Below are 23,297 nucleotides of genomic sequence, written 5' to 3'. Positions count from 1 at the left end.
TCGGCCCGTGTTTCGGGAAGATGCCCTCAGGGGGCGGGGCAAGCGAGCGGAGCCGATCCCTTGGTGGCGCGGAACGACGCGGGGCTGTCCGCTCCGATCGAGCTCGACGACGGAGTCGCCTCGGCGCAGTAGACGGTTCCCGGCAGCTCGAGGCGAAGCGCCACGCTGCCCTGCCCCATCGCGTCGAGCTCGTAGTCGAGCGGGGAGGCCGGGTTCGCGCCGGAGCAGCGTACCGAGAGCCGACCCTTGCGCAACTTGTCGTAGAGCACGATGGAGTTGCACGGGCCGTTGACCTGCTCGCGATCCTCGTACTCGTAACCGATCGGATGCGCGGGATCGCCGAGCGCTATCCAGTTCTCGCACGGTAGCGGTATCGAAACATTCGAGGTCGCGCCTCCCGTGCTGAAGACGGAAAGATTCGCGCCGCCGCCGCCGGGCGCGTCGCACCGCGGATCGCCGATGTTGTCCGGACCGGGCGGGAACGTGCTGATGCCGGAGGACAGAAGCGAGATCCTCGTCGCGGCGGGATTGGCGGAGTTCTGGATCGTCAGGCGATCGATCCCGATCGGCATGTCGTCGAGCGCGCCGTTTGCCGAGTCGAGCGAAGAGACGACCGTCGAGCAGATGCCGATGTCGGCGTAGCCGATCTCTCCAATGAAGCGGACGTGGCCGTCGGCTCCTGCGAAGATGTCCCTGACGATGTCGCAGCCGCCGTAGGGAGGCGGCGTCGAGCCATCCGCCAGTCTCCACCATTCGGTGGCGCCGTCGGCCGCCCGCAGGCGAAGCACCGCGAGGTCATCCTCGCCGTCCCAGAGCGAGCCTCCGACATAGATGTTGCCGGCGGCATCGGCTGCCGCTGTGACCGCGCGCTCGCGCGAATTGCTGTCGGCCTCGGTAAGGCCCGGTCGCAGATCGTCGCCTCGAATCTCGCTCAGCCAGGTTCGCGTGCCGTCGTTCGCCGCGTACTTCGCAGCGTAGAGATAATTCGTCCCGTAGCCGTCATACGAGTACGACTCGCCGACGAGGACGACGTCGCCCGAAGGGTCGAGGAGAATCTCCGAAAGATACTGGAACACGGTCGTCGGCGAGACGATGGGCGTGTTCCACACCGGCGCACCGGTCGCCGCATCGATGGCGAGCAGACGAGAACCGTTCGAATAAAGCCGGACGAAGAAGCGATTGGACGGACCGACGAGACCCATCACGGTTGGAGGATCGGCGGTGTTGAATGCGTCGAGATCGTACTGCCACTCCTGCGTTCCGTCGTCACCGTCGAAACCCTGGAAGAGCGGCGAATACTCGAGATCGTACTCCGGCGTGATCCGCTCTTTGTACATGGCGACGATGACGTTCCCGTCGGGCGTGACGGAGAGATCGTGCACATCGAACGGCGCCCCGCAGCAATACCGGTATCCGGGTGCGCGAAGGCCGGGAAGGCTCGTGCTCCAGACCTCGCTTCCGCTCGTCCCGTCGAGCTTGCGGATCGAGATTAGCGACTCGTGACCATCCCATACGCCGGAAAGTGCGAAAAGGTCCCCGGATGGATCGAGAGCGACCGAGTAGAAAGACGTGTAGTTCGGAAGCGTGAGCTCCCAGAGCTCGGCGCCGCTCGCTCCGTCGAACTTGGCGATCTTCACTCCGTTGACGAGGAAGATGTCGTTCGCCGCATCGATCTCGAGCGTGTGTCCGAAAGCGTTCGCCGGCGAGGTCGTCTGCCAGAGCAGCGCGCCGCTGACACCCGAGTACTTGGCGAGCCGGAACGGCTCGCCGACGAGGATCAGGTCGCCAGCGTTATCGATCCCCGACACTCGCGGGGCCGACCAGCCGCGGCCTCCTTTGGCAAGTCCGGTCGGATCGATCCGCTTCATCCAGGCTTCGGCCGGTGTCGTCGAGAAGACGAGGAGAGCAGCGGCCGACGCGATTACGGTCCGGGATACGAGGTGCATCGACCGTCGAGTACCACGCCGCGCGGTGTCGCGGCAATGACCGGACAGCACTTGGTCACATCGCGTCGACGGCGACCGGGAAACCCCCTGGCCCACGTCCGGACAGCGACAGATGTCACAGGGGCGGTCGCGATCGCCCATTGCCTGGCTGCCTGATACGCCCCCGGCCGACTGTGTTGCGCCGGAAAAGGCGGCACGGGCTGCGCTTCGAGGCGAACAAAAGGAGGGCTCTGGTATGAAGCGACCGCTGTCCGCTCTTCTCGCGATCGCCGGTTTTGCCTTTCTTTTTCCTGGCACCGCGGGCGGCGGCTACGGCACCTCGCCGGCCTACATCCCGATGAAAATGACGCTGGCGTTCGGTGCGGAGGGCGCCGCCGATGGAGACTGCGGCGAACTGGCGTTCTCAACCGCCGACTGCTTCTCGAACGGCGCGTACTCGTCCGCGATCAGCGACGTCTGCGCCGTACCGTAGAAGACTAGCCGACCAGATCGCGAATGCGGCGCTTCAGCTCCTCGAGCTCGCCGCGTGCGGCATTCGCTTCGGCTTCGGCATGCGCGAGCGCCGCTTCGAGCTCTCCGGCACGCGCGTCGAGTGCTGCAATGTGCGACTCCAGCTCCGAATGCCGTGCGCTCTGGCGCTCGGCATCGACGAGGCGCGAGCGAAGCTGCTCGAAGAGATCTTCGGCCGAGCCTCCGGCGGACGCCTGCGGCATCACCGGTGCAGCCGAGATCGGCCTTGGCGGAGGAGCGACGGGGCGTCCGCTCGGGACCGCTCGCGACGAGACATCCTCGGTGCGCAGCATCGTTGCGGCTGCGGCACGCGCAGGCGCGGGCTCGGCGGATCGTTCGAACGAAGGACGCTCGACCGGCCGCTCGGGGCGGCGCGCTTCGGCGGCTTCGGGCGGGTTCACCGGTGCGTGCCGGTCGCCGGGATCGGCCGACCAGCGCACTTCGAAGCGGCACGCGTCTGCACCCTGCAGCCGGCAGCCTTCGCCGTGACGCACGTCGAGACCGCGCGCGCCGACGGCCTGCAGCCTTTGCGTGAGCTCTCCGGCGATCGCGATGCAGACGTTCGAGAACCCGGGCATGCCCCGGTAGAAAACCTCCGCGTAGCCCGGCCGTTCCATGCTGACTTCGAAACCGCTGCCGGCCGGACCGACGAACGCTGCCGGAAGCGATGCAAGACCGGCAACGACGTCGGTCGCAGACAGCTTCGAATCCTCGGGAAGACCCTTGGTGGCCGCGTAGGCGAGGCCGCGTGCAAAACTGGTGTCGCGCGGTGACCGGCGCATGAGGTCGGTAAACTCGCCCGCGATATCAGGCGTCCACGGATACCATTTGTCGGGATCGAACTCGGCGTAGCGCTTGCGCTCCGGCTTGGACAGCGACGGATGCATCGTCGACAGGAAGCGAAAGACTTTTCCGGAGATCTGGGCGGATTCCACGTTGCTTAGGCCCCTAGCGAAGGATGGTTCATCTTAGTTGGGGGCGAGACCCAGCACCAAGCGAACCAGCCCGTTGAACACAGCCGTCACGTACGCGAGGTCGAGGATTGCGCCGTCGCTCAGGCCGCAGCGGCGCAGCTCGTGGATGCGCTCCCTGGTGATCGTATGCGAGTGCAGCGTGAAGTCGCGGGCGAAGCGGACGCAGGCGTGCTCGACGTCCGGAAGGCTCGAGGCCGAGCCTTCGGCTGCCGCAATGACATCCGAAGGGTTCTCGGCGCGCTGACGCAGCCAGTCGCCGCAGTTGGTCGAGAAGTAGTCGCAGCCGGTCAGGCGCGCGACCACCAGACCCACGCGTACCCAGCGGTCGCGCGGCATCACCGCCGCCGCGGTGCGGATCACGCGAAGCTGCGCATCGAAGACCTCCGGACAGGCCTCGAGCAGGTCGAAGCCGGGCGGCAGCGACGAGAACCCGATCTGATGCAGGAAGAGCTCGCGCAGCGCGGCGCGGTCGACCTCCGGCGGCTCGCCCGGAAGCGACTTCTCGTCCATGTCCATGCTGAAGGATGCGAGGCGCGCGAGCAGCCCGATGGCGCCTCGCTTGCCGACTTCGAAGCGGCGAAGCGGCGACGGGATCTCCGAGTCGACGCCGAGCGCATTGGCCAGCCGGCAGACGCTGTTGAACGACGCGACCACGGCGACGATCTCGATGCGTTCCTCGAGCTTCGGCCACGCGCGGACAAGTGCCTCGCGCTGTGCCGCTTTCATGCTGCGCGGGTCGGTCGTCAGGCGGATCGCGGCGCGGATCGCCTCGCTCTCCGCGTCGGAAAGCCCATCGGCATCGGCCAGGCGCGTCTGGAGGTCGCGCGCGCGGTCGCCGTCCATTCCGCTTGCCAGCAGGTAGATCATATGGGCGTCGGCGCAGTAGTCGCAGCGGGCTGCCACCGAAACCGTTACCGCAAGCATTTCCTTGAGTTGGCGTGGAACCCTGCGGCTCCACATGAGCGCGATCCAGTGCCGGTAGACGCCTTCCATCGTCTCCGGGCGCAGGCTGAACACCTGCAGCAGATTCGGCACCCGCGGCACCTCTCCGCGGACCTCCCGATAGACCTGCGCCAGTCGTCCGCCCGCTTGCGAGGGAGCGATGTGTCGGATGTAGGCCATCGGCGGGCGCAGCATCCTTTACGCTTAGCCTGTCAGTCAAACGCCAGCGAGGGCCTGCCGATATTGACATCAACGTCAAATACTCTTGACGCGATTGTCAAAACCTACTAAACGCTCGGTATGTTCAAGCCCGAGCGAGCCCGCCGCGGCGATGATGCGCGCGTCGATCTGAAAGAGACCGCCATCGACTGCTTCGCGAAGTACGGCTACCAGGGAACGTCGATCGACCGCATCGCGCGCGAATCGGGCGTCACCAAGGGCGCGATCTACTACCACTACAAGGACAAGAACGACCTGCTCGCCGCCGCGGTCGCCGATCGCGTCGCCGAGTTCGAGGATCGCGTCCAGAGCGCCTGCCAGGGGGCTGAGCCCGAAGACAGCATCCGCCGCATCGTTGCCGTCTGTACCGAGCACGCGGTGTCGAACGACCGGCCCCGCTTTGCCATCAAGCTGATGGTCGAGGCGATCGACACCCACGATCCGCTGCTCGACGCGATGCGCGGCATGATGCGCCGCTTCCGCGCGTTCCTGCGCAACATCGTCCGGGCAGGCCAGGAGTCCGGCGCGTTCCGGCGCGACGCCGACGCCGACCAGGTCGCGGCCACGCTCACGAGCGCCGTCATCGGCGCCGAGACCCAGTACTACCTCGATCCCGAACGCTTCCGCCTCGAGCAGACGCTCGGGACGTTTCTCGCGCAGCTTTTTGCCGATCTGCGAGCCGCCGACTCGCCGCCTGGCCTTCCGATGGAAAACACGACCGCAGGGGGAATTCAGCCGTGATCGATTTCGAACTCGACGAAGAACAGCAGCTCATCCGCGACACCGTCTCGTCGTTCGCCGCCGAGCAGCTGCGGCCCGCCGCGCGCGAGGCCGATGAGACCGGCGTGATCCCGGCCGCGATCGTCAAGGCCGCGTGGGATCTCGGGCTGATCCAGGGCTCGGTGCCCGAGAGCTACGGCGGCTACGCCAGCGCCGACCCGTCGGCGATCACCGGTGCGATCGTTGCCGAGGGCCTCGCCGAGGGCGACCTCGCGATTGCGCTGCACCTGCTCTCGCCGCGGCTGGTCGTCGATGCGGTGCTCCGCCTCGGCAGCGAGGAACAGAAGAACGCGATCCTTCCCACCTATCTTTCCGATGTCTTCACGCCCGGCTCGTCGGCCGTGGTCGAGCCGTGGCTCGGTTTCCACTTCTCGAAGATGCGCACGACCGCGCGCCAGGACGGCGGCGACTGGGTCATCGACGGCGAGAAGTGCCAGGCGGTGCTGGCCGCGTCGGCGCCGCACATCGTCGTCTATGCCGCCGTCGACGGCGGCATCGGCGCGTTCGTCGTTCCGGCCGGCACCGCCGGCATGACGATCGGCGAGCGCGAGAAGAATCTCGGCCTGCGCGGGCTCGAAACCTACGAGGTGCGCTTCGACGGCTGCCGCGTGCCGGCTTCGGCGCGCCTCGGCGGCGACGCCACCGCGCTCCTTCGCCGCTCGCGCGTCGCGCAGTCGGCAATGGCCGTCGGGCTTGCCAAGGCGTCGCTCGACTACGCCATCGCGTACGCCAAGGAGCGCGATGCGTTCGGCGTCAAGATCGCGCAGAAGCAGGCCATCGCATTCATGATCGCCGACATGGCCACCGAGACCGAAGCCGCGCGGCTCCTGAACTACGAAGCCGCGTGGAACCTCGACCAGGGCCAGGAAGGCTCGCGCGAAGTGGCGATCGCGCATCGATACAGCGCCGACATGGCGATGGCCGTCACCGACAACGGGCTGCAGGTGCTCGGCGGTCACGGATTCATTCGCGATCATCCCGTCGAGATGTGGGCCCGCAACGCGCGCGGCTTCGCAATCTTCGAGGGCATCGCGAGCGTGTAGAGCGTTTGGAGAGAGCGTTTGGAGCCAGCGTTCAGAAGCTGGCGTCTGACGAGTCGAGCATGAAATGGAACGGACGTCATGAGCAGGCGTCCGCTCCACAGGCAGGAACAGCAGGGAGGTATCAAGATGGACTTTTCTCTTTCGAAAGCGGCCGAGGCGAGAATCGCGATGTCGCGCATGGCGGCCGAAGGGATGATGCGTCCGATCGCACGCCAGTACGACGAAGAAGAACACACCGATCCGTGGGAGTTCTTCCAGCAGATGTGGGACGTCAGCCGCGGCAACCGCGACGCGACGAGCATGGGCGGCAAGAAGAACGGTTCCGGACCGTCCGAGAACACGCTGCTCGCGTGCATGCAGATCGAAGAGCTCGCGTGGGGCGACGCCGGCCTCTACCTGTCGATTCCGAACCCCGGGCTCGGCGGCGCGGCCGTGCAGGCGGTCGGCACGGCCGAACAGAAACAGCGCTTCCTCGGGCACTTCTATGAGGGCAAGCCGCGCTGGGCGGCGATGGCGATTACCGAGCCGCACTTCGGTTCGGATTCCAAGCAGGTCGCGACCACGGCCGTGCGCGACGGCGACGAGTGGGTGCTCAACGGCACAAAGATCTTCTGTACGTCAGGGCATCGCGCGCTCGAGAAGTCCGACGGCTTCGTCGTCGTCTGGGCGACGCTCGACAAGAAGAAGGGCCGTCCGGCCATCAAGTCGTTCATCGTTCCGGCCGGCACGCCGGGAGTGACCGTCAGCAAGGTCGAAGACAAGATGGGCATCCGCGCGTCGGATACCGCGATGATCGTCTTCGACAACGCTCGCATCCCCGCCGACAACATCCTCGGCACCGCCGAGGTCAACGAAAACGGCTCGCGCGCCGGCTTCGGCGGCGTCATGGCCACGTTCGACAGCACGCGGCCGATCGTTGCCGCGAGCGGCATCGGCGTTGCCCGTGCATCGCTCGAGTTCCTCAAGCAGATGCTCGACGAAGCCGGCATCAAGATCCGTTACGAGGCGAGCCCGTTCGACCAGACCGTGCTCGAGCGCGAGATCATGAACATGGAAGCCCAGCTGCAGGCCTCGCGCCTGCTCACCTGGAAAGCCTGCAACATGATGGATCACGGCAAGCGCAACTCGAAGGAAGCGTCGATGGCCAAGGCGAAAGCGGGCCTGGCCGTCACCCGCGTCACGCAGAAGTGCGTCGAGCTCGCCGGCGCGATGGGATACTCGCGCAAACACCTGCTCGAGAAGTGGATGCGCGACGCGAAGATCACCGACATCTACGAAGGCACGCAGCAGATCAATCTGCTGATCATCGCGCGCGCAGTGCTCGGGTACACTTCGGCCGAGCTGAACTGACGAGACGATCACGCGGCCGCATGCGCGGCCCGAAAAAAAGGGGCAGGTTCATGCGAACCTGCCCCTTTCTTGTTCGTGACGAAATCGGGGTCAGACACTGATTTTCCGAAATCGGTGTCTGACCCCGATTTTCCGCGGTTATGGCTCGATACAGAGGATCGTCGCGACGTCCTTGTCGAGCACGTACTCGCCGCTTCCCGGCTCGCCGCCGTTCATGTGGTGCGACAGCTTGTACTTGGCAACGGAGCCGTTGGCGGGAAGCGAGATCGCAACCGGACCGACAATTGCTTCGGTGCGATCGACGAGGCCGTAAAGCGCGTCGTGGAAAAGCATTCCGAGATCGACGTTCGCCGTCTTGCCGTGGATGGTTCCGTCGTAGGAGTACACGTCGACATCCGACGCGCTCGCATCGATGCCGGCCGCGACCTCGTTGCATCCTGCGCGATCGACCCCGAGCTTGAGCGACAGCGTGCACTGGCCGTTGTAGCCGTCGGCGTCCGGAACACACAGTTTCGCGAGCGAAGCCGGGAAGTCCGCCGGCAGCTCCGTGCAGTCGGTGACGCCGTCGACGACGACGCTCTTCTTGCCGGTCAGGCCGCCGGCCACAGTAAGGATGCCGTCGGAGCTCTTCCTGCCCTTGCCGCAAAGGTCCGACGTGACCACCGCGAAGCGCGAGAAGCTCGATACGGACGCGCAAGCTTTGCCTGTGGACGGGTCGACGTCCGACGTGCGGTCGACGAACCTCCGCGTCAGGAAATCTGCACCTTCGCCGTGCAGCACGTGCACCGGCCGCGCGTCGGACGGTGAAGCAACCGCCGGCATCGGCAGGCAGACTTCGATGTCGGGTCCGGTCGGAAGCTCCGCATCCGTGCTGATTTCGAGGAACGACTCGTCACCGTTTTCGAAGAACGGCACCGCGCCGTCGCCATGGTCGATCTCGGTCGTGCCGCGCGGCGCAATGCTGACGCTGCCCGGAATGCTCCCGTGCGCATCGGCCAGCGTGCTGACGCTGACATCGCCCTCGGACATCACGCCGTTGTGGAACGTGACGACGACTTCGGGAACGTCGCCGCCCGGGCCGTCGACTTCCGCCGTCGTATCGACGGCGTTGTTGCCGTTCGGCGCAACGTGTCCGCGATTTGCCGTACGGATGTTGAGATCGCCCGCGAAGTCGTTGTAGCCCGGATTCGGTGCGAGCATCCTGCTGAGGCCGTTCCAGCTCAGCTCGAAATTGTCGCAGAGCGTCTTGAAATTGTCGGTGCGCGTCGTCTCGCAGCGTGCTCCGGCGACCCACGGGAACGGATCGCCCTCGCTGATGCCCGGTTTGTGATCGAGATACTCGCCGCGCATGTCGACCCAGCGGAAGTCGCCGGCTTCGTTGACGGCTTCGCCGACGAACTCGCCGCCGACGTCGAACACGCAGTTGATCTCGCCCTCGGTGTGGAATGTGCCGAGCTCGGAGAAGTTGACGTCGAACGTGTTGTTGCCGGGCGGCATGTTGATCTGGAACGTCTTGTCGTCGAACGAGAACGCCGACGTGAACTCGAGCAGCGCCGGAGCACCGGGCCCGCAGCCGACTCCGGGCGTCAGCGTGCCGGAGAATGAACCCTGGCCCGCTTCGGACGCCTGCGCCGCCGATGGTGCAAGGGCCACCGAGAGCAAGCCGAAAAGAGCGGTCGAACGACAGGAACCAAGAAAGAAACGGGCCCGGGCTGCACGCATTGGCGCCCCTCCTCGGCGGCCCCTCCGGCCGCCAGCCGGGAGCGACTATCCGACGCCGGCTGTGACCGTGTCAATCTTTTGCCCCGGCCGGGTCCCGAAGCCCGTGTTTTCGCTTGCGGCACAGGAGTCGCGCAGCGGACTCTCGCCGTGCGATTCTGTTTCCAACCCCGTTGCTAGGGGTCGGCCTCGAGTAGACGATGGGGCGCGTGACGGACCGTCCTCATATCGCCAGCCTGTTCGCGATCGCGGTCATTCTCGCCTCGGGCGTGAACCTCGCGGTGATGTATGCGGTAACGAGCCGTCCTCGCGCGATCATCCACAATGCCCTGACCGAATCCGCGGCGACCAGCGCACCGGTTGCCGTCGAGCATCCTCGAATCTCCATTGAAGACGCCGTCGCAAAGAACGACGTGCAGGCCGTCAAGCAGCACATGGCCTCGTGCAAGAAGGACGGAAGCTGCGACCTCGACAAGGACCTGCGGATCGCCGCGACCGCGAGCAACCCGGCGATCGCCAGGCTCTTGATCGCCGCCGGTGCGAAGGTCAACGCGACCGACAACGCGCGAGAGACCCCGCTGCATACCGCGGCGACACGAGGCCGTATGAACGTCGCCCAGGTGCTGCTTGCGGCCGGCGCCGACGTCAACGCGCGCGACGAATACGGCCTGACTCCGCTTCATTCGGCCGCCGCCTGGGGACACGTCGAGCTCGCGCGCGTACTGCTTTCCGCGGGGGCCAATGCCAACGCGACCGACGCGCGCCAGCAGACTCCGCTTCATCTGGTGGCAAGCCGCCGCGTTCCCCCGCTTTCCGGCTATGCTGCAGTCGCACGGGTGCTTCTCGACGCCGGCGCCAGGCCGAACGCGCGCGCGACGGACGGCTCGACGCCGCTGCATCTCGCGAAGATGTCGGCGTCCGAGCTTGCTCTCGACGGCAACGTCAAGGCCGTCGGCGACGCCAACGAAGTCGTCAACGTGTTGCGCGAACACGGCGCCCGCGAATAAAAGACTTCATACTTCTGGTCCCGGCGATTCCCGCGCTTCGGAGGGTCCGATCATGTTTCGACCAATCGCATCGACGCTGCTCGCCGCAGCCGTGATCGTTTCGAGCGCTTGCTCGACCGGCAACCGGACAGCGTCCCCGCACGATGCCGGCGTCGGCCCGGTTCCGCTGTACGAAGGCCTCGGCAGCAACGGACGCAAGATCACCACGTCGTCACGCGAAGCGCAGCGCTACTTCGACCAGGGGCTGAGCTTTCTGTTCGCGTTCAACCACGACGAGGCGATCCGGTCGTTTCGCAAGGCCGCCGAGCTCGATCCGCATGCCGCGATGGCATGGTGGGGAATCGCGATCGCGAGTGGCCCGCACATCAATTTCCCGATGATGCTGCCCGAATCCACGGTGGTCGCGTGGGATGCGCTCGGGCGCGCGCAGAAGGAAGCCGCGGCCGGCGGTGCCGACGCGGTCGAGCGCGAGCTCATCGACGCGCTCGCCGCGCGTTACACCAAACCTTCGCCGGCCGGCGCGCAGGCCGCTTCGGCCGCCGATCGCGCACCGCTCGATCTTGCGTACGCCAATGCGATGCGCGGCGTCTGGCAGCGCCATCCCCGCGATGCCGATGTCGGTGCGCTGTTCGCCGAAGCCATGATGGATCTGCGCCCGTGGAACCAGTGGACGCCCGAGGGCAAGGCCCAGCCCGGTACCGAGGAAGTTCTCGGGACGCTCGATGCCGTCATGAAGCTTCGCGCCGATCATCCGCTGGCGCTGCACCTTTACATCCACGCAACCGAAGCCTCGCGCGATCCCGGACGCGCCGACGTCGCCGCCAACCGCCTGCGCGACCTGCAGCCCGGGCTCGGTCATCTGGTGCACATGCCGAGCCATATCGACGTCCGCCGCGGTCGCTGGCGCGACGCCGTCACGGCCAACGCCAAGGCGATCCGCGCCGACGACCGCTACCGGGCGATCACGCCGAAGCAGGGCTTCTATGCGCTCTACATGGCCCACAACCATCACATGCTCGCGTTTGCCGCGATGATGATCGGCCGCGAGAAGCAGGCCATCGACGCCATCGACACGATGGTCGCGGCCATTCCTCCGGAGTGGGCAAAACAGTATTCGCCGATCGCCGACGGCTATCTCGCGATGCCGCTCGAGGTGCGCGTGCGCTTCGCACGCTGGGACGAGATTCTCGCGGCACCGGATCTCGAAGCGATCTTCCCGATCGCGCGCGCGATGCGGCACTATGCGCGCGGCGTCGCGTTCTCGGCCAAAGGCGACACCGCATCGGCGCGAGCCGAGCAGGCCGAGTTCGCGACGGCGCGTGCGGCGGTGCCGGCCGAGGCGATCTTCGGCAACAACTCTGCGGCCGACCTGCTTGCGGTCGCCGACCGCGTTCTCGACGGCGAGATCGCCTACCGCGAGGGCAAGCGCGAGCAGGCCTTCGCGTCGCTTCGCAATGCCGTCGAGAACGAATCGAAGCTCAAATACGACGAGCCTCCGTCATGGATCCTGCCGGCGCGCCACACGCTCGGAGCGGCCCTGCTCGATTCAGGAAAAGGGCGCGAGGCCGAAGCAGTCTTTCGCGACGACCTCGTCCATCATCCGGACAACGGCTGGAGCCTGTTCGGGCTGGAGAAAAGCCTGCGGCTCGAGCACAGGAACGCCGAGGCTGCGCGCGCCGGTGCGGCCTTCGCAAAGGCCTGGGCCGGCGCCGACTATGCCATCACGTCTCCGTGCGCGTGCCTTTCGCCGGGTGCGTCCTGACTACGGCAGCATCTCGAGGCCGAAGAACGCCTGCGCAGCCGACAGCAGCAGTGCCAGCGCGCCGATCCATGGATGAATCGCGCGGATCCGCGGGTTGTCGATCCAGCGTGACGAAATCGCCGACAGCGTCAGCACCACGACGAACGCGCTTCCGACCTTGAAGTGACCGCTGGCCGCGACCTCATTCGGCGGCCGCAGCGCCCACGTCGAGATGAGCCCGCTTGCCCATGCGACCAGGATCGTCACGTACATCGTCGGCGCGATGTACGAGTGCCGCACCAGAAACAGCGAGCGATAGCGGCGGTTATTGCGCGAGCGCACCGCAAAGGACGCGGTGTGCGCGAGTAGCGCGAGCGCAAGCGTGGCAATCAGCGGATGAATGTAGACGAGCATTTCCATCCGCAGCGAATCACAAACGGCGGCGGGACGGCACCGGGAGGCTGTCCGGTTTCCCGGACCGGCCTCCCGGCTGTGTCCCATCGGAGGCGTCAGTGCACCGGTGTCACCACCGCGCCGACCCCGACCGTCACGTCGGCTCCGTCCGCATCGGTCGCGTCGTCGATCGTGATGATGAAGTCGGCCGGAGTCGGCACGTCGATCTCATCGTTCGCGACGAACTTGCACGTGGCCACGTTGACCGGCGCGCTGAACGCGTCGAGCGCAATGATGCCGAGCGACAGCTTGCGGCTGGCATCGATGTCGTTGGGCGCGAACAGCGCGCCTTCGATGCCGCCCGTGCACGTCACGTCGCCGCCGGTGCCTTCGAACTCACCCGGCGCACCCGCGTAGTTGACGCTGAACTGCAGCGCACCGACCGGCGCGCTCGCGCTATTGAGACGGAACGTGATCGAGTACGTGTCGGTCGGGCCGGGAAGCGTCGTCGTCGTGGTGCCGCCGGGAATCGTCGTGGTCGTGCCGCCGCCGGGGATCGTCGTGGTGGTGCCGCCGCCGTCGATCGTCGTCGTCGTATTTCCTTCGGTGGTCGTCGTCGTGACCGGCACACAGTCCAGGCTCTTGATGATGATCGCGGGGAAAGGCCGGATCGGATTCACGTCGACGTCGGTCGCTTCGGTGACCGTGATGTCGAAGTCCGAGATCAGCGGCTCGGTGACCACGTCGAACTTGCACTCGACGAGATCGGCCGGCCCGTCAATGCCGCTGAGGCTGACGAGCCCCGACGAAAGCACCCGGGCATGGTCGTTGTCCGAGAACGCCGCGAGTGCGCCCGGGACGATGCTGTCGCACTTGACGGCACTGCCCTTGCCGCGGAAACCGCCGTCGGTGCCCGCGTAGTCCGTCTCCCACGACAGGCCTCCTGCCGTAACGTCCGTCGTCATCCGGTACGTCAGCGTGCAGGTTTCCGTGGGCTCGAGCGTCGTCGTCGTCGTCGACGACGTGATGACGTCGATGAACGTCGAAGACGTCGTCGTGGACGTCTCCCCGACGTTGCCGCACAGCGGCGAATGCTCGCAGTTCGGATCGGCGCAATCGATGAGATCGTTGCCGTCGTCGTCGATGTGGTTGTCGCAGTCTTCGCAGGACCCCGGGTCCTGCACTTCGCTGATGCAGACCGGAGGCGTGGTGTCGCAGCCGTTGTTCTTGCAGCTGCACGTAGCCACCGTCTGGTCGGTCAGCTCGGAGATGTCGGCGTCGACGAAGTCGCAGAGGAACACATTGGTGACCGCGGGAATCGTGCATCCCGTGATCGATACGCGAAGCGTGTCGTTATTGTTGATGAGCGTGAACGTCGCGTCGCAGCCGTCGTTGGTCAGCGCCGCATTGAGCGTGCAATCGACGGCGTTTCCGTTGCGCTCGATGACGGCCTGGGCGTCGGCGACATCGACGTCGAAAACCAGGCTCTTGCAGCCGCCGTCGTTGTTGATGCCGAAGAAGAGCCGAACCCGGTCGTCGCCGCCGCCTCCGCCGTCACCGTCCCCGCTTCCACTGCAGCTCAGCAGCATTGCCCCAAACGCCAGAACCATCGCGAACGATCCGAAGCGACGACAAAAACCTGTCATTCGATCTCTCCTTTGTCTTGCACGGCCGCTCGAGGAAGTCCGCCCTTCCTCTCCGTGGCCCGTGTTGAAAAGCGCGGGGGGATCCTAAACTACCGCACGGGCTCTGGCGAGGGCAAAGTATTCGCAACGCTGCAGGCGTCGGCCCTGCAATCCGGCTGTGAGTCCGGACGCATTCTGCGGGCGCTGAGGCCCCGGGACATTGCGTGGAGACACCCTCACCGATAGGAACCAACGCCGTGATCGAAGCACGATACCTGTCCGCCGGCACGATCCACGTTCACGAGGTTGCCGAGACCGCGCCGGCCGCCGGAGAAGCGCGCGTCCGCATCCGGCGCTGCGGGATCTGCGGCAGCGACCTGCACGCGTTCCGGGGCCACGCGCCGCTGCCGCCCGTATGTCCCGGTCATGAAATGAGCGGTGTCGTCGATTCGATCGGCCCTGGCGTGACCAGCGTTCGCGAAGGCGACCGCGTCGCCATCGAGCCGATCAGGCGCTGCGGAGAGTGCCGGCACTGCGTGTCCGGCAATTACCATCTGTGCGGCCGGCTCGCGGTGCATGGCGTGACGCTCCAGGGCGGCATGGCGTCTTCGCTCGTCGTGCCCGACTACGCGCTGTTTCCGCTTCCGGATTCGCTCGACTACGCGCTCGGCGCGCTGGCCGAGCCGATGGCCGTCGCCGTGCATGCCGCGCGGCTCGGCGGCGTGGGCGAGCATTCGCGCGTGCTCGTGCTCGGCGCCGGAACGATCGGGCTGGTTGCCGCTGCGGCTGCGCGACATCTGGGCGCCTCGTACGTCGCGATCAGCGCCCGTCATCCGCAGCAGAAGAAAGTCGCCGAAGCGATCGGCGTCGACGAGGTGCTCGATCCGGCACGCCTCAAGCTGTCCGGTGAGAAGCCGGACGTCGTGCTCGAAACCGTCGGCGGCGACGCGACGACTGTCGCCGACGGCATGCTCGCCGTCGCGCGCGGCGGCACGATCGTCGTCATCGGTGTCTTCGAGAAGACGCCGGTGTTCGATCCCGGCGTGCTGCTGATCAAGGAAGTGCGAATCGTCGGCTCGATGGTCTACAACCGCCCGCCGACCGGAATTGCCGACTTCGAGCTGGGCCTCGAATGCATCGAGGCCCATGCCACTGCGCTGCGCGGCCTTCTGACGCATACCTTTCCGCTTACCGATGTGCAGGCGGCGTTCGAAACCGCGTCGGACAAGAAAAGTGGTGCGATCAAGGTCATGCTCGCCCCCGAGCCCGACTGACACGCGGCCCGCGACTCGGAAAGCCGATTATTTCACGCGCACCAGATCGGTATTGCGCTCGTCTCGTCCGAGGAACGCGTAGCCGACGCGGCGTCCGACGACTTCGGCAACCACGACCACGTCGGGATCGCGAAACGAGACGTTCGGCGGCTCGCCGGCGCGGGCCGCAAACTCCGACAGGAAATCGCCGAGCGCGCGCTCGACGGCGGGATGCTCGATGCGGCCCTTGAGCCCTCGCAGATGGACGCGCACGTAGAACGACTTTCCGCACAGTCGCGAGGCACGCGACTCGAGCGCTTCGCACAGCGTTTCGGTCACGTCGTCGCCCGCGAACGAGACGGCTTCCTCGACGGGAACGATGCGGTCGATGATGCCGGCTGTGCGTTCCGGATTGCCGACGAGGCCGTCGATGCCGTCGAGAAGCGCGGCGTCACCGCGCGGACGCGCGACGCTGCCGATCAGAACCTGCGGATATCCGCCGGTACGGAAACGCCCGACTTCGCCGAGCAGCCCGAGCGCCTTGCCGGTCTCGCCACGTGCACCGATGGCGAGCACGTTCCAGCTTTCATCGTCGCGGGTGCGCATCGGCGGATTATGACGGCAGTCGCCGTGAGGGCAATGCCGCTGTGGCGGACAGCCTGTCTGCGCCTGCGGCTGGACAGCCGACGTCCCCATGCGGCTGGACAGCCGACGTTCCCTTGGTTAAGCGTCGGCGCCATGCCGTATTCCACGCTCCGCTCCCGCGTCCTTCGCTTTTCGACATTCGCTGCCCTGTTCGTCTCGGCAGCCTGGCTTGCGGCGTGCGGCGGAGGGTCGAGCGGCAGCGGCACGTCGGCCTTTCTTACTCCCGGACCGCAGACCACGGCTCCTCCGGGAAACGTCGTGCTCTACGCCGCGATGTCGCGCGGCAACCGCATCGATGCATACCGGCTCGGCACCGACGGACTGCTTCCGGGCAAGCCGTTCGACTCGATCTCCGTGCGCAACCCGCGGCGTCTCGCGATTGCCAACGGTGTCCTTTACGCGTCGCTCGACAAGCAGCTCATCGCCATGCGGCTCGGCGCCGACGGCTCGCTGCCGGACTCCCCGACTTCCGAGACGATCCTCAATCAGAACTCCGATCCGATCCAGATCGCAGTGCAGAACAACGTCGTCTATTCGGCCGACGCCGGCCTGAACCGGGTCCAGTCGTTCCGGCTCGACGAAGACGGCGATCTTCCGCCATCGTTCACCGGCAGCGGCGAAGCCCGCATCCCGGGCGATTACGTATCACTCGCATTCAACGGCACGTCGCTTTACGCCGGCGCGCGCAGCAGCGAAGTCATCGACCTGTTCCTGCTGAAGCCGAACGGCGACGTTCCGATCGATGCCGAGAACCAGAGCCCGCAGGACGGCATCGCGCTTCCCGACGACCTCGTCTTTCACAACAACATCATTTACGTCACGTCGGCGGGCGACAAGTCGATCCGCGCGTACAAGCTCGTCGCCGGTGGATTCCTGCCGACCGACCAGAGCTCGCGCACCGAGACCGAGGAGTACTACGAGGACATCCTGATCGAGAACGGCCTGCTTTACGCTGCCGCGTACAACGCAGGCCGCATCGACCTCTACCACATCGAGTCCGACGGAATGCTCAATCACAACACTCCGTTCAGCAGGACCGAGGAAGATCCGGAGACATATCCGTCGAAGATGGAGATCAAGGACGGGATCCTTTACGTCTCGCAGGCCGGCATCAACCGGATCGATGCGTACGTGCTCGACGAGTCGGGCGTTCCCCCGAACTTTCCCACCAGCAGCACGAAGCGCGGACCCGACCCGTCGTTTCCGCTCGACATCGCGCTTTACGATCTGAACTGACCGCCGCGCGGGCAGACTCTTCGCAATTGCTAGTTTGCCGGTGAAGGAGCCGGCGCGGCGTTCTGCGGCGACGCGGCCGCGGGCGCGCCATTCTCGAGCAGGCGCCACGCCGAGAAGCTTTCCGTCAATCGCGGGGTCTTGAACATGCGCTGCGGCTCCGGACTGTAGACCCGCACGGCCTCGAGCCGGCCCTTCGCATCGTAGTGCAGCGTGTAGCTCCAGCCTTCGAGAATGTGCTCGAGGATCCGCTCGGCGCTCGTGCGGTGCACCGAAAGCGTGAACGGATAGTCCAGAATCACCTTCGACGTCACCAGCGGACCGCCGGCCTCGTGCCACGAGTGCAGCAGCGAGCCGGCAACGACCGACTCGGCGTGCATCGACCACGTGCCGCCGTGATCGACCAGGTACAGGCGCTGATCGTCGGGCCCGAGCGTCTGCACCTGCGGCCCGGATGGTTTCGGGACGTCGGCGGGCGCGGCATCGACCGCCTCGGCAGCGGCCGGCTCGGCGTCAACGGCCTCGGCAGTGGCCGCCGCCGGTTCGACGACTGCTGCGTCCACCGGTTCTGCGATCGCTGCATCCGCCGGTTCGACGACCACCGCATCCGCCGGTTCTGCGATCGGCGCGTCCGCCGGTGCGGCTTCCGGAGCTTCCTGTGCGGCGTTCAGATCTCGTGCTTCCTGCGCCGCCGCGCGCAAGCCGCCAGTCGAGATCGCGAGCGCCATCACGAGCGCAGACGCCGCATGCCGCCCGACGATCATCCTTGCGAGATCTCCGCGAGACGTCCGGGACGCAGCGCCATGGCCCTCGAGATCGCATCGTTGGCGAGATAGCTGTCGATCGCCGCGCCGAGCGTGCCACCGTCGCCGTGGCCGCCCGCGATGAGCTCGCAGACGAGCGAGCGGCCGTCGCGCACGCGCTCGGCGAGCGTCGAAGAAGCTCGCGTCGCGTACGCGCCGCAGCGTTCGCCGAGGCCGCCGGCAACCGACTGCGCGGCTTCGGCGAGCAGCGCATCGATCATCGCCGCTTCATTCTCCAGCATCGGTCCGCCAAAAAGCAGCTGGCCGTGAAGACTGCCGATCACTTCGAGCACGGCGTAGAGCTGTCCGCGCGCGTAACCCGGCGGCAGCGCGGGCAGCACGATCTCCTCGAGCGTCTTCGCAACGCCTTCCAGGATGCGATCGGTCGCGATCATCGCTTCGTTCATCGTGTTCATTGCGGCCGTCATGCGTCGAGACCCGGGACGATTCCGAGCGATTCACCGATGATCAGGTTCATGCCGACGAGCTGATGACGGAAGATGAGCATTCGCATGTCGTCGGTTCGCCGGTCGGCGAACGCACGAAGCCCGGTGAGCATGATCGCTGCCATCTTCACTCCCGCCAGCAGGTCGTAGAACGCGAGCCTGCGGTCGTCGACGGGGAAGCCGCCGGCTTCTTCATAGAATCGATGGAACTCGGGGATCGGAACGAGCACGCCCGCGAGCTTCGTCTGCCCGCGCCAGAGCCGGCTGGTGGCCCAGGCAACATCTTCGAGCGGGTCTCCGAGATGCACCATCTCCCAATCGAGCACCGCGCGCACCTCGCGCCCTTCGCGAAGAAAATTGCCGGTGCGAAAATCGCCGTGCACGACGGTGACCGGACCGTCCTCGGGAAGCCCGGCGATGCGGCGATCGAGCTCTCGAAACGCGCGCTCGAGCATCGGCGACGGCTCCGGCGACGCTCGCTCGAAATATCCGCGCCAGCACTCGAGCTGCCTCTCGGCAGCGCTGCGCACGCCTGCCGGAGCATCGAAGCTCGCGAGCGGCGAGCTCTTCCAGTCGAACCGGTGCAGGCGTGCGAGGTTGGCCGTCAGGTCGCGGGCAAGTGCGCCGCGCTCGGCCGCATCGGCAATCGAAGGCTGCCCTGCGCTGCCCGGAACCGGCAACGGGACGTCGCCATCGACAAAATCCATCACATAGAAAGGAGCGCCAAGGACATCCGCGTCTTCCTCGAACCAGCGAACCAGCGGTACCGCGAGGTGGCCGTGAACCGCGCGCATCGCCATGACCTGCGGCGCAAGGTCGTACGGCTCGAGCAGGCCGGCCGGCGGCTGGCGCCGAAGGACCAGCCTGCGGCGAATCCGGGGTTGCCCCCGGTCGCTCCACTCTCCGGTGAACGAGATCGTCTCGAGTGAGAAACCTTCCGTATGGCGCTTCAGATCCCGAACGACGGCTTTCGTGTCGCCGGTTGTCCTGGCGAGAAAGCGCTGTAAACGGTCGTCGAAATCCAAAAGAGAGTCCCTGTAGCCGCCCAGCGGGCGTATTGCCGGCAAGCAGGCGGCCGGTTATGCCGCAGCGACCTCCGACTGGCAACGTGTGCAAAACCTTGAATTTGCCGTCGAATCAAAGAATCGCATGTTTCCCGGCCGGGGCCGATTCGGGCATTTGATGGCCGACGTGCTGGCTCACTTTCAAGCGTGTCGGCATGATGACGTTGATCGGGACGCAAGTAAGGGATGCCGCGAAACCGGAACGTCATGCACAGAAGTCAATACAGCCTGCCAAGCGAACGGCCGATGACGCCCAAACCCCGCCTCCAGGGGGCCGTGCTCGTCGTCGAAGACGACGAGGACATTCGCTCGATGACCGCGACGATCCTGCAGGTTGCCGGAGCGATCGTCTACGAAGCCGCATCGGCTGCCGAAGCGATGTCACGCATCGACCGCGACGATGTCGACGCGATCGTTCTCGACTGGAACCTCGCCGGAGAGACCGGAAGCGCGCTGCTCGAAAAGCTTCGCGACCGGCATCCGGGGCTGCTGCGGCGAAGCGCAGTGGTCACCGGCGATCTGATGAGCATTCCCGGAAGGCACGAAGCCGAACGTTTCGGATGCCCCGTGCTCGCCAAACCATTCCGGCCGCGCCAGCTCATCGAGACCGTCGCGGCGATTCTCGCTCTCGACGACTGACGCGCGCTCTCCACACGACTCTTCTGTCTTCCTGCCGGCGCACCATTCGGCGATGCCTGATCCGGCGGCGGCGCGGAGATCGTTGCCCATGTCGATCGTCCGCGCCGCCGCCCCACGCGTGAGGGGAGGAACACGCGTGTCAGACGGCCGCCAGCAGCACCGGCGTGCACGGCACGCCAGCAGATCGGAGTCAGCGTGCGCCGACCGAGACCTTGCCGCGAAGATCTTCGACGGTGCGCGCGCCGATGCCGCGCACGCGCTCGAGATCTTCCACCGATCCGAACGGTTTCTTTTCGCGCTCGGCGATGATTGCGGCGGCCTTGCTCGCTCCGATGCCGGGAAGGCTCGCGAGCTCGGCAGCGGTCGCCGTGTTCACGTCGACGCGTCCGGAAACCTCGGCCGCCGCTGCCTGCGCAGCCGGACCGCCGGCGGTCGCCGCCATTGCCGTGCCGCTTGCGACCAGCACCACCGCCGACATCACCGCTGCGCCGAGCGCAGCCCTGACGAGCTGCATCCTGTTCGTGTATCCGTACATTTTTTCGTCCTCCTGTTGGCCTGTTGAATTGCCGCCCGCCTGCCCTTCTGTCTGCTCCACTGCCTGTCCGGCTATCCGGCTGTCGGCGTGTCCTGTTGTCCGCTCGTCCATGGCCGGCGCGTCGGCTTCAGGACGCACCATGGAGCAGTGAGCCGGTTACTCTCAACGACATGCATGTGATGTCGGCTGTCGCAGAACATAGCTGTGATAGCGGGCGAACCGCGTGCGGTGGTCTGCGCCGCCTGCTGTGTTAGGAAATCCGCATGGCCAGAAAGGTCGAGCCGAACGTCGCGCCGGACGTCGAGCGGAACGTCGAGGAAGTCGAGCAGGACGTCTCGAAGGACCCCGCGAAACAGGCGGCCAGGCAGCGCGTGCTCGAGCTTCGGCGCATCGTCGCCGAGCACAACGACGCGTATTACCGCCGCGACGCGCCGACGGTGAGCGACGCTGAATACGACGCGCTCTATCGTGAGCTCGAAGAGCTCGAGTCGGCCAATCCCGACCTTTACGATCCGGCTTCGCCGACGCAGAAGCCCGGGGCCACGCCGTCCGCGCGCTTCGCGCCGTCGCCGCACGTGCGCCCGATGCTGTCGCTCGCGAACGTCTTCGATCGCGAAAGCCTCGAGGAGTTCGCCGCGCGCGTGAAGAAGGCGCTGCCGGCCGCCGACGTCGAGTATGCCGTCGAACCGAAGCTCGACGGCCTGGCGCTCAACGTGCTGTACGAAGACGGGGTTTTCGTGCGGGCCGCGACGCGCGGCGACGGGACCACGGGCGAAGACGTCACCGTCAACGCGCGTACGCTGAAGAGCATTCCGCCACGGCTCGCCGTCCGGGATGGCAAAAAACCGCCCGAGCGCATCGAGATCCGCGGCGAGGTCGTGATCCGCAAGAAGGATTTTGCGCGCCTGAACAGCGAGCGCGAGGAGCAGGGCGAGAGCGTGTTCGCCAATCCGCGCAACGCCGCCGCCGGTTCGCTGCGCCAGCTCGATGCGTCGATCACCGCGTCGCGCCCTCTCATGTTCTTCGTGCACAGCCACGGCGCCGCGATCCCGCGTGATTTCCCGACGCACTCGGCATTCCTCGAAACCGCGGAGGCGTGGGGATTCACCGTTCGCTCCGAGGCCGACACGCTGCACACGATCGAAGACGTCGAGGCGTATCACGGACGGCTCGAAGCCGGGCGCGACGCGCTCGACATCGACATCGACGGCGTCGTCGTCAAGGTCAACTCGGTCGCGCAGCAGGACGTGCTCGGCGAAGTGGCGCGCTCGCCGCGCTGGGCCGTCGCGTTCAAGTTCAAACCCCGCCAGGCCGTCACGCGCGTCAACGAGATCTGGGCGTCGGTCGGCCGCCTCGGCTCGCTCACTCCGATTGCCGAGCTCGAACCAGTGGTCGTCGGCGGCGTGACCGTTTCGCGCGCGTCGCTGCACAACATGGACGAGATCGAGCGCAAGGACGTGCGCATCGGCGACTGGGTCACGATCGAGCGGGCAGGCGACGTGATCCCGTATGTCGTCGGGCCTCTTCTTGATCGGCGCGACGGCAGCGAGCGCAAGTTCGAGATGCCGACCGAATGTCCGGCATGCGGCTCGCCGGTCGGACGCATCGAAGGCGAATCGGCGTGGCGCTGCACCGACCGGCAATGTCCGCGGCAGTTCAAGGAATCGCTGCGCCATTTCGCCGGAAAAGGTGCGATGGACATCGACGGCCTCGGCGATCGTCTGGTCTCGCAGCTCGTCGACCAGGGGCTCGTAAGCAGCTTTTCCGGTCTGTACCGGCTCGACGTCGATGCGCTCGCCGATCTCGAGCGCACGCCGGAACGCGAAGCCGGCGGCGACGAGGAAAGCGAGGATGCACCGAAGCGCGCGCGCAAGGCGATCAAGGTCGGCCGCAAGAATGCGGAAAAGATCCATGCCGCCATCGACGGCAGCCGCGAGCGCGGCCTCGACCGCCTGATCATCGCGCTCGGGATCCGGCACGTCGGAGAGACGGCGGCGCGTCTTCTCGCGCGCCGTTTCGAATCGCTCGAAGCGCTCGCCGACGCGACCGAAGAAGACCTCGTCGATCTGCACGGGATCGGCAAGGAGATGGCGTCGTCGATCCGGCTGTTCTTTTCAGATCCGGCCAACCGCAAGATGATCGGCGAGCTTGCCGAAGTCGGCCTGCGTCCGCGTCCGCCTTCGGTCGCGACAGGCGGCGCGTTGTCCGGAAAGTCGTTCGTGCTGACCGGCTCGATCTCGATTCCGCGAAGCCGCGCGAAGGATCTCATCCAGGAGGCCGGCGGCAACGTCGCATCCTCGGTGAGCGCGAAGGTCGACTACCTCGTCGCCGGTGCCGATCCCGGCAGCAAGCTCACGAAGGCAGAGAAGCTCGGCGTCACCGTGATCGACGAAACCGAGCTGTTCCGCATGCTCGGGCGCGAGGCGTAGC

General features: G+C 66.3%; 21 protein-coding genes. 10 read left to right on the top strand and 11 right to left on the bottom strand.

Features of this window, described 5'->3' with window-relative positions; all coding sequences use genetic code 11:
- Positions 1-26 precede the first annotated feature (26 nt).
- Entirely contained in the window at positions 27-1,946 is a 1,920-nt protein-coding gene (locus VN634_17040) for a PQQ-binding-like beta-propeller repeat protein (GenBank protein HXC52591.1), read from the bottom strand.
- Positions 1,947-2,181: 235 nt separating this feature from the next.
- Between VN634_17040 and VN634_17035 the strand changes: the two genes are divergently transcribed.
- Positions 2,182-2,418: a hypothetical protein gene (locus VN634_17035; GenBank protein HXC52590.1), complete on the top strand. Its 237-nt coding sequence runs from the start codon at positions 2,182-2,184 to the stop codon at positions 2,416-2,418.
- Positions 2,419-2,422: 4 nt separating this feature from the next.
- Here the strand turns inward: VN634_17035 and VN634_17030 are convergent, their stop codons facing one another.
- Together VN634_17030 and VN634_17025 are read right to left on the bottom strand one after the other, a co-directional pair.
- Complete coding sequence (locus VN634_17030; GenBank protein HXC52589.1) at positions 2,423-3,391, bottom strand: hypothetical protein; 969 nt, start codon at positions 3,389-3,391, stop codon at positions 2,423-2,425.
- 33 nt (positions 3,392-3,424) lie between these two features.
- Positions 3,425-4,465: a carboxymuconolactone decarboxylase family protein gene (locus VN634_17025; protein ID HXC52588.1), complete on the bottom strand. Its 1,041-nt coding sequence runs from the start codon at positions 4,463-4,465 to the stop codon at positions 3,425-3,427.
- A 207-nt stretch (positions 4,466-4,672) separates the two neighbouring features.
- Here VN634_17025 and VN634_17020 point away from each other — a divergent pair, with 207 nt between their 5' ends.
- The 3 genes from VN634_17020 to VN634_17010 all read left to right on the top strand — a co-directional run bounded on the left by VN634_17020 (position 4,673) and on the right by VN634_17010 (position 7,764).
- Positions 4,673-5,332: a TetR/AcrR family transcriptional regulator gene (locus VN634_17020; GenBank protein ID HXC52587.1), complete on the top strand. Its 660-nt coding sequence runs from the start codon at positions 4,673-4,675 to the stop codon at positions 5,330-5,332.
- Entirely contained in the window at positions 5,329-6,414 is a 1,086-nt protein-coding gene (locus VN634_17015; protein ID HXC52586.1) for an acyl-CoA dehydrogenase family protein, read from the top strand. Before VN634_17020 ends, VN634_17015 begins: the two co-directional genes overlap by 4 nt.
- Positions 6,415-6,540: 126 nt before the next feature.
- Positions 6,541-7,764, top strand: coding sequence for an acyl-CoA dehydrogenase family protein (locus tag VN634_17010; protein HXC52585.1), 1,224 nt, complete (start codon positions 6,541-6,543; stop codon positions 7,762-7,764).
- A gap of 138 nt (positions 7,765-7,902) precedes the next feature.
- Here the strand turns inward: VN634_17010 and VN634_17005 are convergent, their stop codons facing one another.
- Positions 7,903-9,417, bottom strand: a complete 1,515-nt coding sequence (locus VN634_17005; GenBank protein HXC52584.1) for a hypothetical protein — start codon at positions 9,415-9,417, stop codon at positions 7,903-7,905.
- A 275-nt stretch (positions 9,418-9,692) separates the two neighbouring features.
- Here VN634_17005 and VN634_17000 point away from each other — a divergent pair, with 275 nt between their 5' ends.
- Both VN634_17000 and VN634_16995 read left to right on the top strand, forming a co-directional pair.
- Positions 9,693-10,490, top strand: a complete 798-nt coding sequence (locus VN634_17000; GenBank protein ID HXC52583.1) for an ankyrin repeat domain-containing protein — start codon at positions 9,693-9,695, stop codon at positions 10,488-10,490.
- A 52-nt stretch (positions 10,491-10,542) separates the two neighbouring features.
- The gene (locus VN634_16995) at positions 10,543-12,252 is read left to right on the top strand and encodes a hypothetical protein (GenBank protein HXC52582.1); all 1,710 of its coding nucleotides are present in this window, start codon (positions 10,543-10,545) and stop codon (positions 12,250-12,252) included.
- On the opposite strand, the gene VN634_16990 is transcribed toward VN634_16995, so the two are convergent.
- Together VN634_16990 and VN634_16985 are read right to left on the bottom strand one after the other, a co-directional pair.
- Positions 12,253-12,645 (bottom strand): DUF4079 family protein, encoded by a 393-nt coding sequence (locus VN634_16990; protein HXC52581.1) that lies wholly within the window; start codon positions 12,643-12,645, stop codon positions 12,253-12,255.
- A 95-nt stretch (positions 12,646-12,740) separates the two neighbouring features.
- On the bottom strand, positions 12,741-14,234 hold the full coding sequence (locus tag VN634_16985) for a hypothetical protein (protein HXC52580.1): 1,494 nt from the start codon (positions 14,232-14,234) through the stop codon (positions 12,741-12,743).
- A 272-nt stretch (positions 14,235-14,506) separates the two neighbouring features.
- Between VN634_16985 and VN634_16980 the strand changes: the two genes are divergently transcribed.
- Entirely contained in the window at positions 14,507-15,523 is a 1,017-nt protein-coding gene (locus VN634_16980; protein ID HXC52579.1) for an alcohol dehydrogenase catalytic domain-containing protein, read from the top strand.
- 27 nt (positions 15,524-15,550) lie between these two features.
- Here VN634_16980 and VN634_16975 read toward each other — a convergent pair whose 3' ends face one another.
- Positions 15,551-16,108, bottom strand: a complete 558-nt coding sequence (locus VN634_16975) for a THUMP domain-containing protein (protein ID HXC52578.1) — start codon at positions 16,106-16,108, stop codon at positions 15,551-15,553.
- Between the two features lie 132 nt (positions 16,109-16,240).
- On the opposite strand from VN634_16975, the gene VN634_16970 reads away from it, so the two are divergent.
- The gene (locus VN634_16970; GenBank protein ID HXC52577.1) at positions 16,241-17,383 is read left to right on the top strand and encodes a hypothetical protein; all 1,143 of its coding nucleotides are present in this window, start codon (positions 16,241-16,243) and stop codon (positions 17,381-17,383) included.
- Positions 17,384-17,412: 29 nt separating this feature from the next.
- Here the strand turns inward: VN634_16970 and VN634_16965 are convergent, their stop codons facing one another.
- From VN634_16965 to VN634_16955, 3 genes are read right to left on the bottom strand one after another with little or no spacing between them, the layout of a single operon-like run.
- Entirely contained in the window at positions 17,413-18,144 is a 732-nt protein-coding gene (locus tag VN634_16965) for a hypothetical protein (GenBank protein ID HXC52576.1), read from the bottom strand.
- Entirely contained in the window at positions 18,141-18,599 is a 459-nt protein-coding gene (locus VN634_16960) for a hypothetical protein (GenBank protein ID HXC52575.1), read from the bottom strand. Before VN634_16960 ends, VN634_16965 begins: the two co-directional genes overlap by 4 nt.
- Positions 18,600-18,607: 8 nt before the next feature.
- Positions 18,608-19,654 carry a phosphotransferase family protein gene (locus tag VN634_16955; GenBank protein HXC52574.1) on the bottom strand — a complete coding sequence of 349 codons (1,047 nt, stop codon included), beginning with the start codon at positions 19,652-19,654 and terminating at the stop codon, positions 18,608-18,610.
- 285 nt (positions 19,655-19,939) lie between these two features.
- Between VN634_16955 and VN634_16950 the strand changes: the two genes are divergently transcribed.
- On the top strand, positions 19,940-20,332 hold the full coding sequence (locus VN634_16950) for a response regulator (GenBank protein HXC52573.1): 393 nt from the start codon (positions 19,940-19,942) through the stop codon (positions 20,330-20,332).
- 190 nt (positions 20,333-20,522) lie between these two features.
- Here the strand turns inward: VN634_16950 and VN634_16945 are convergent, their stop codons facing one another.
- Positions 20,523-20,867, bottom strand: a complete 345-nt coding sequence (locus VN634_16945) for a ComEA family DNA-binding protein (protein HXC52572.1) — start codon at positions 20,865-20,867, stop codon at positions 20,523-20,525.
- 263 nt (positions 20,868-21,130) lie between these two features.
- Between VN634_16945 and ligA the strand changes: the two genes are divergently transcribed.
- Positions 21,131-23,296, top strand: coding sequence for an NAD-dependent DNA ligase LigA (ligA, locus tag VN634_16940; GenBank protein ID HXC52571.1), 2,166 nt, complete (start codon positions 21,131-21,133; stop codon positions 23,294-23,296).
- Position 23,297: the final 1 nt, after the last annotated feature.

It is taken from the genome of Candidatus Limnocylindrales bacterium, from assembly GCA_035571835.1.
In the GTDB taxonomy this organism is placed as follows: domain Bacteria; phylum Desulfobacterota; class Binatia; order UBA1149; family CAITLU01; genus DATNBU01.
The sequence above is the reverse complement of the archived record's forward strand: the minus strand, read 5'-3'. Positions and strand labels throughout refer to the sequence as shown.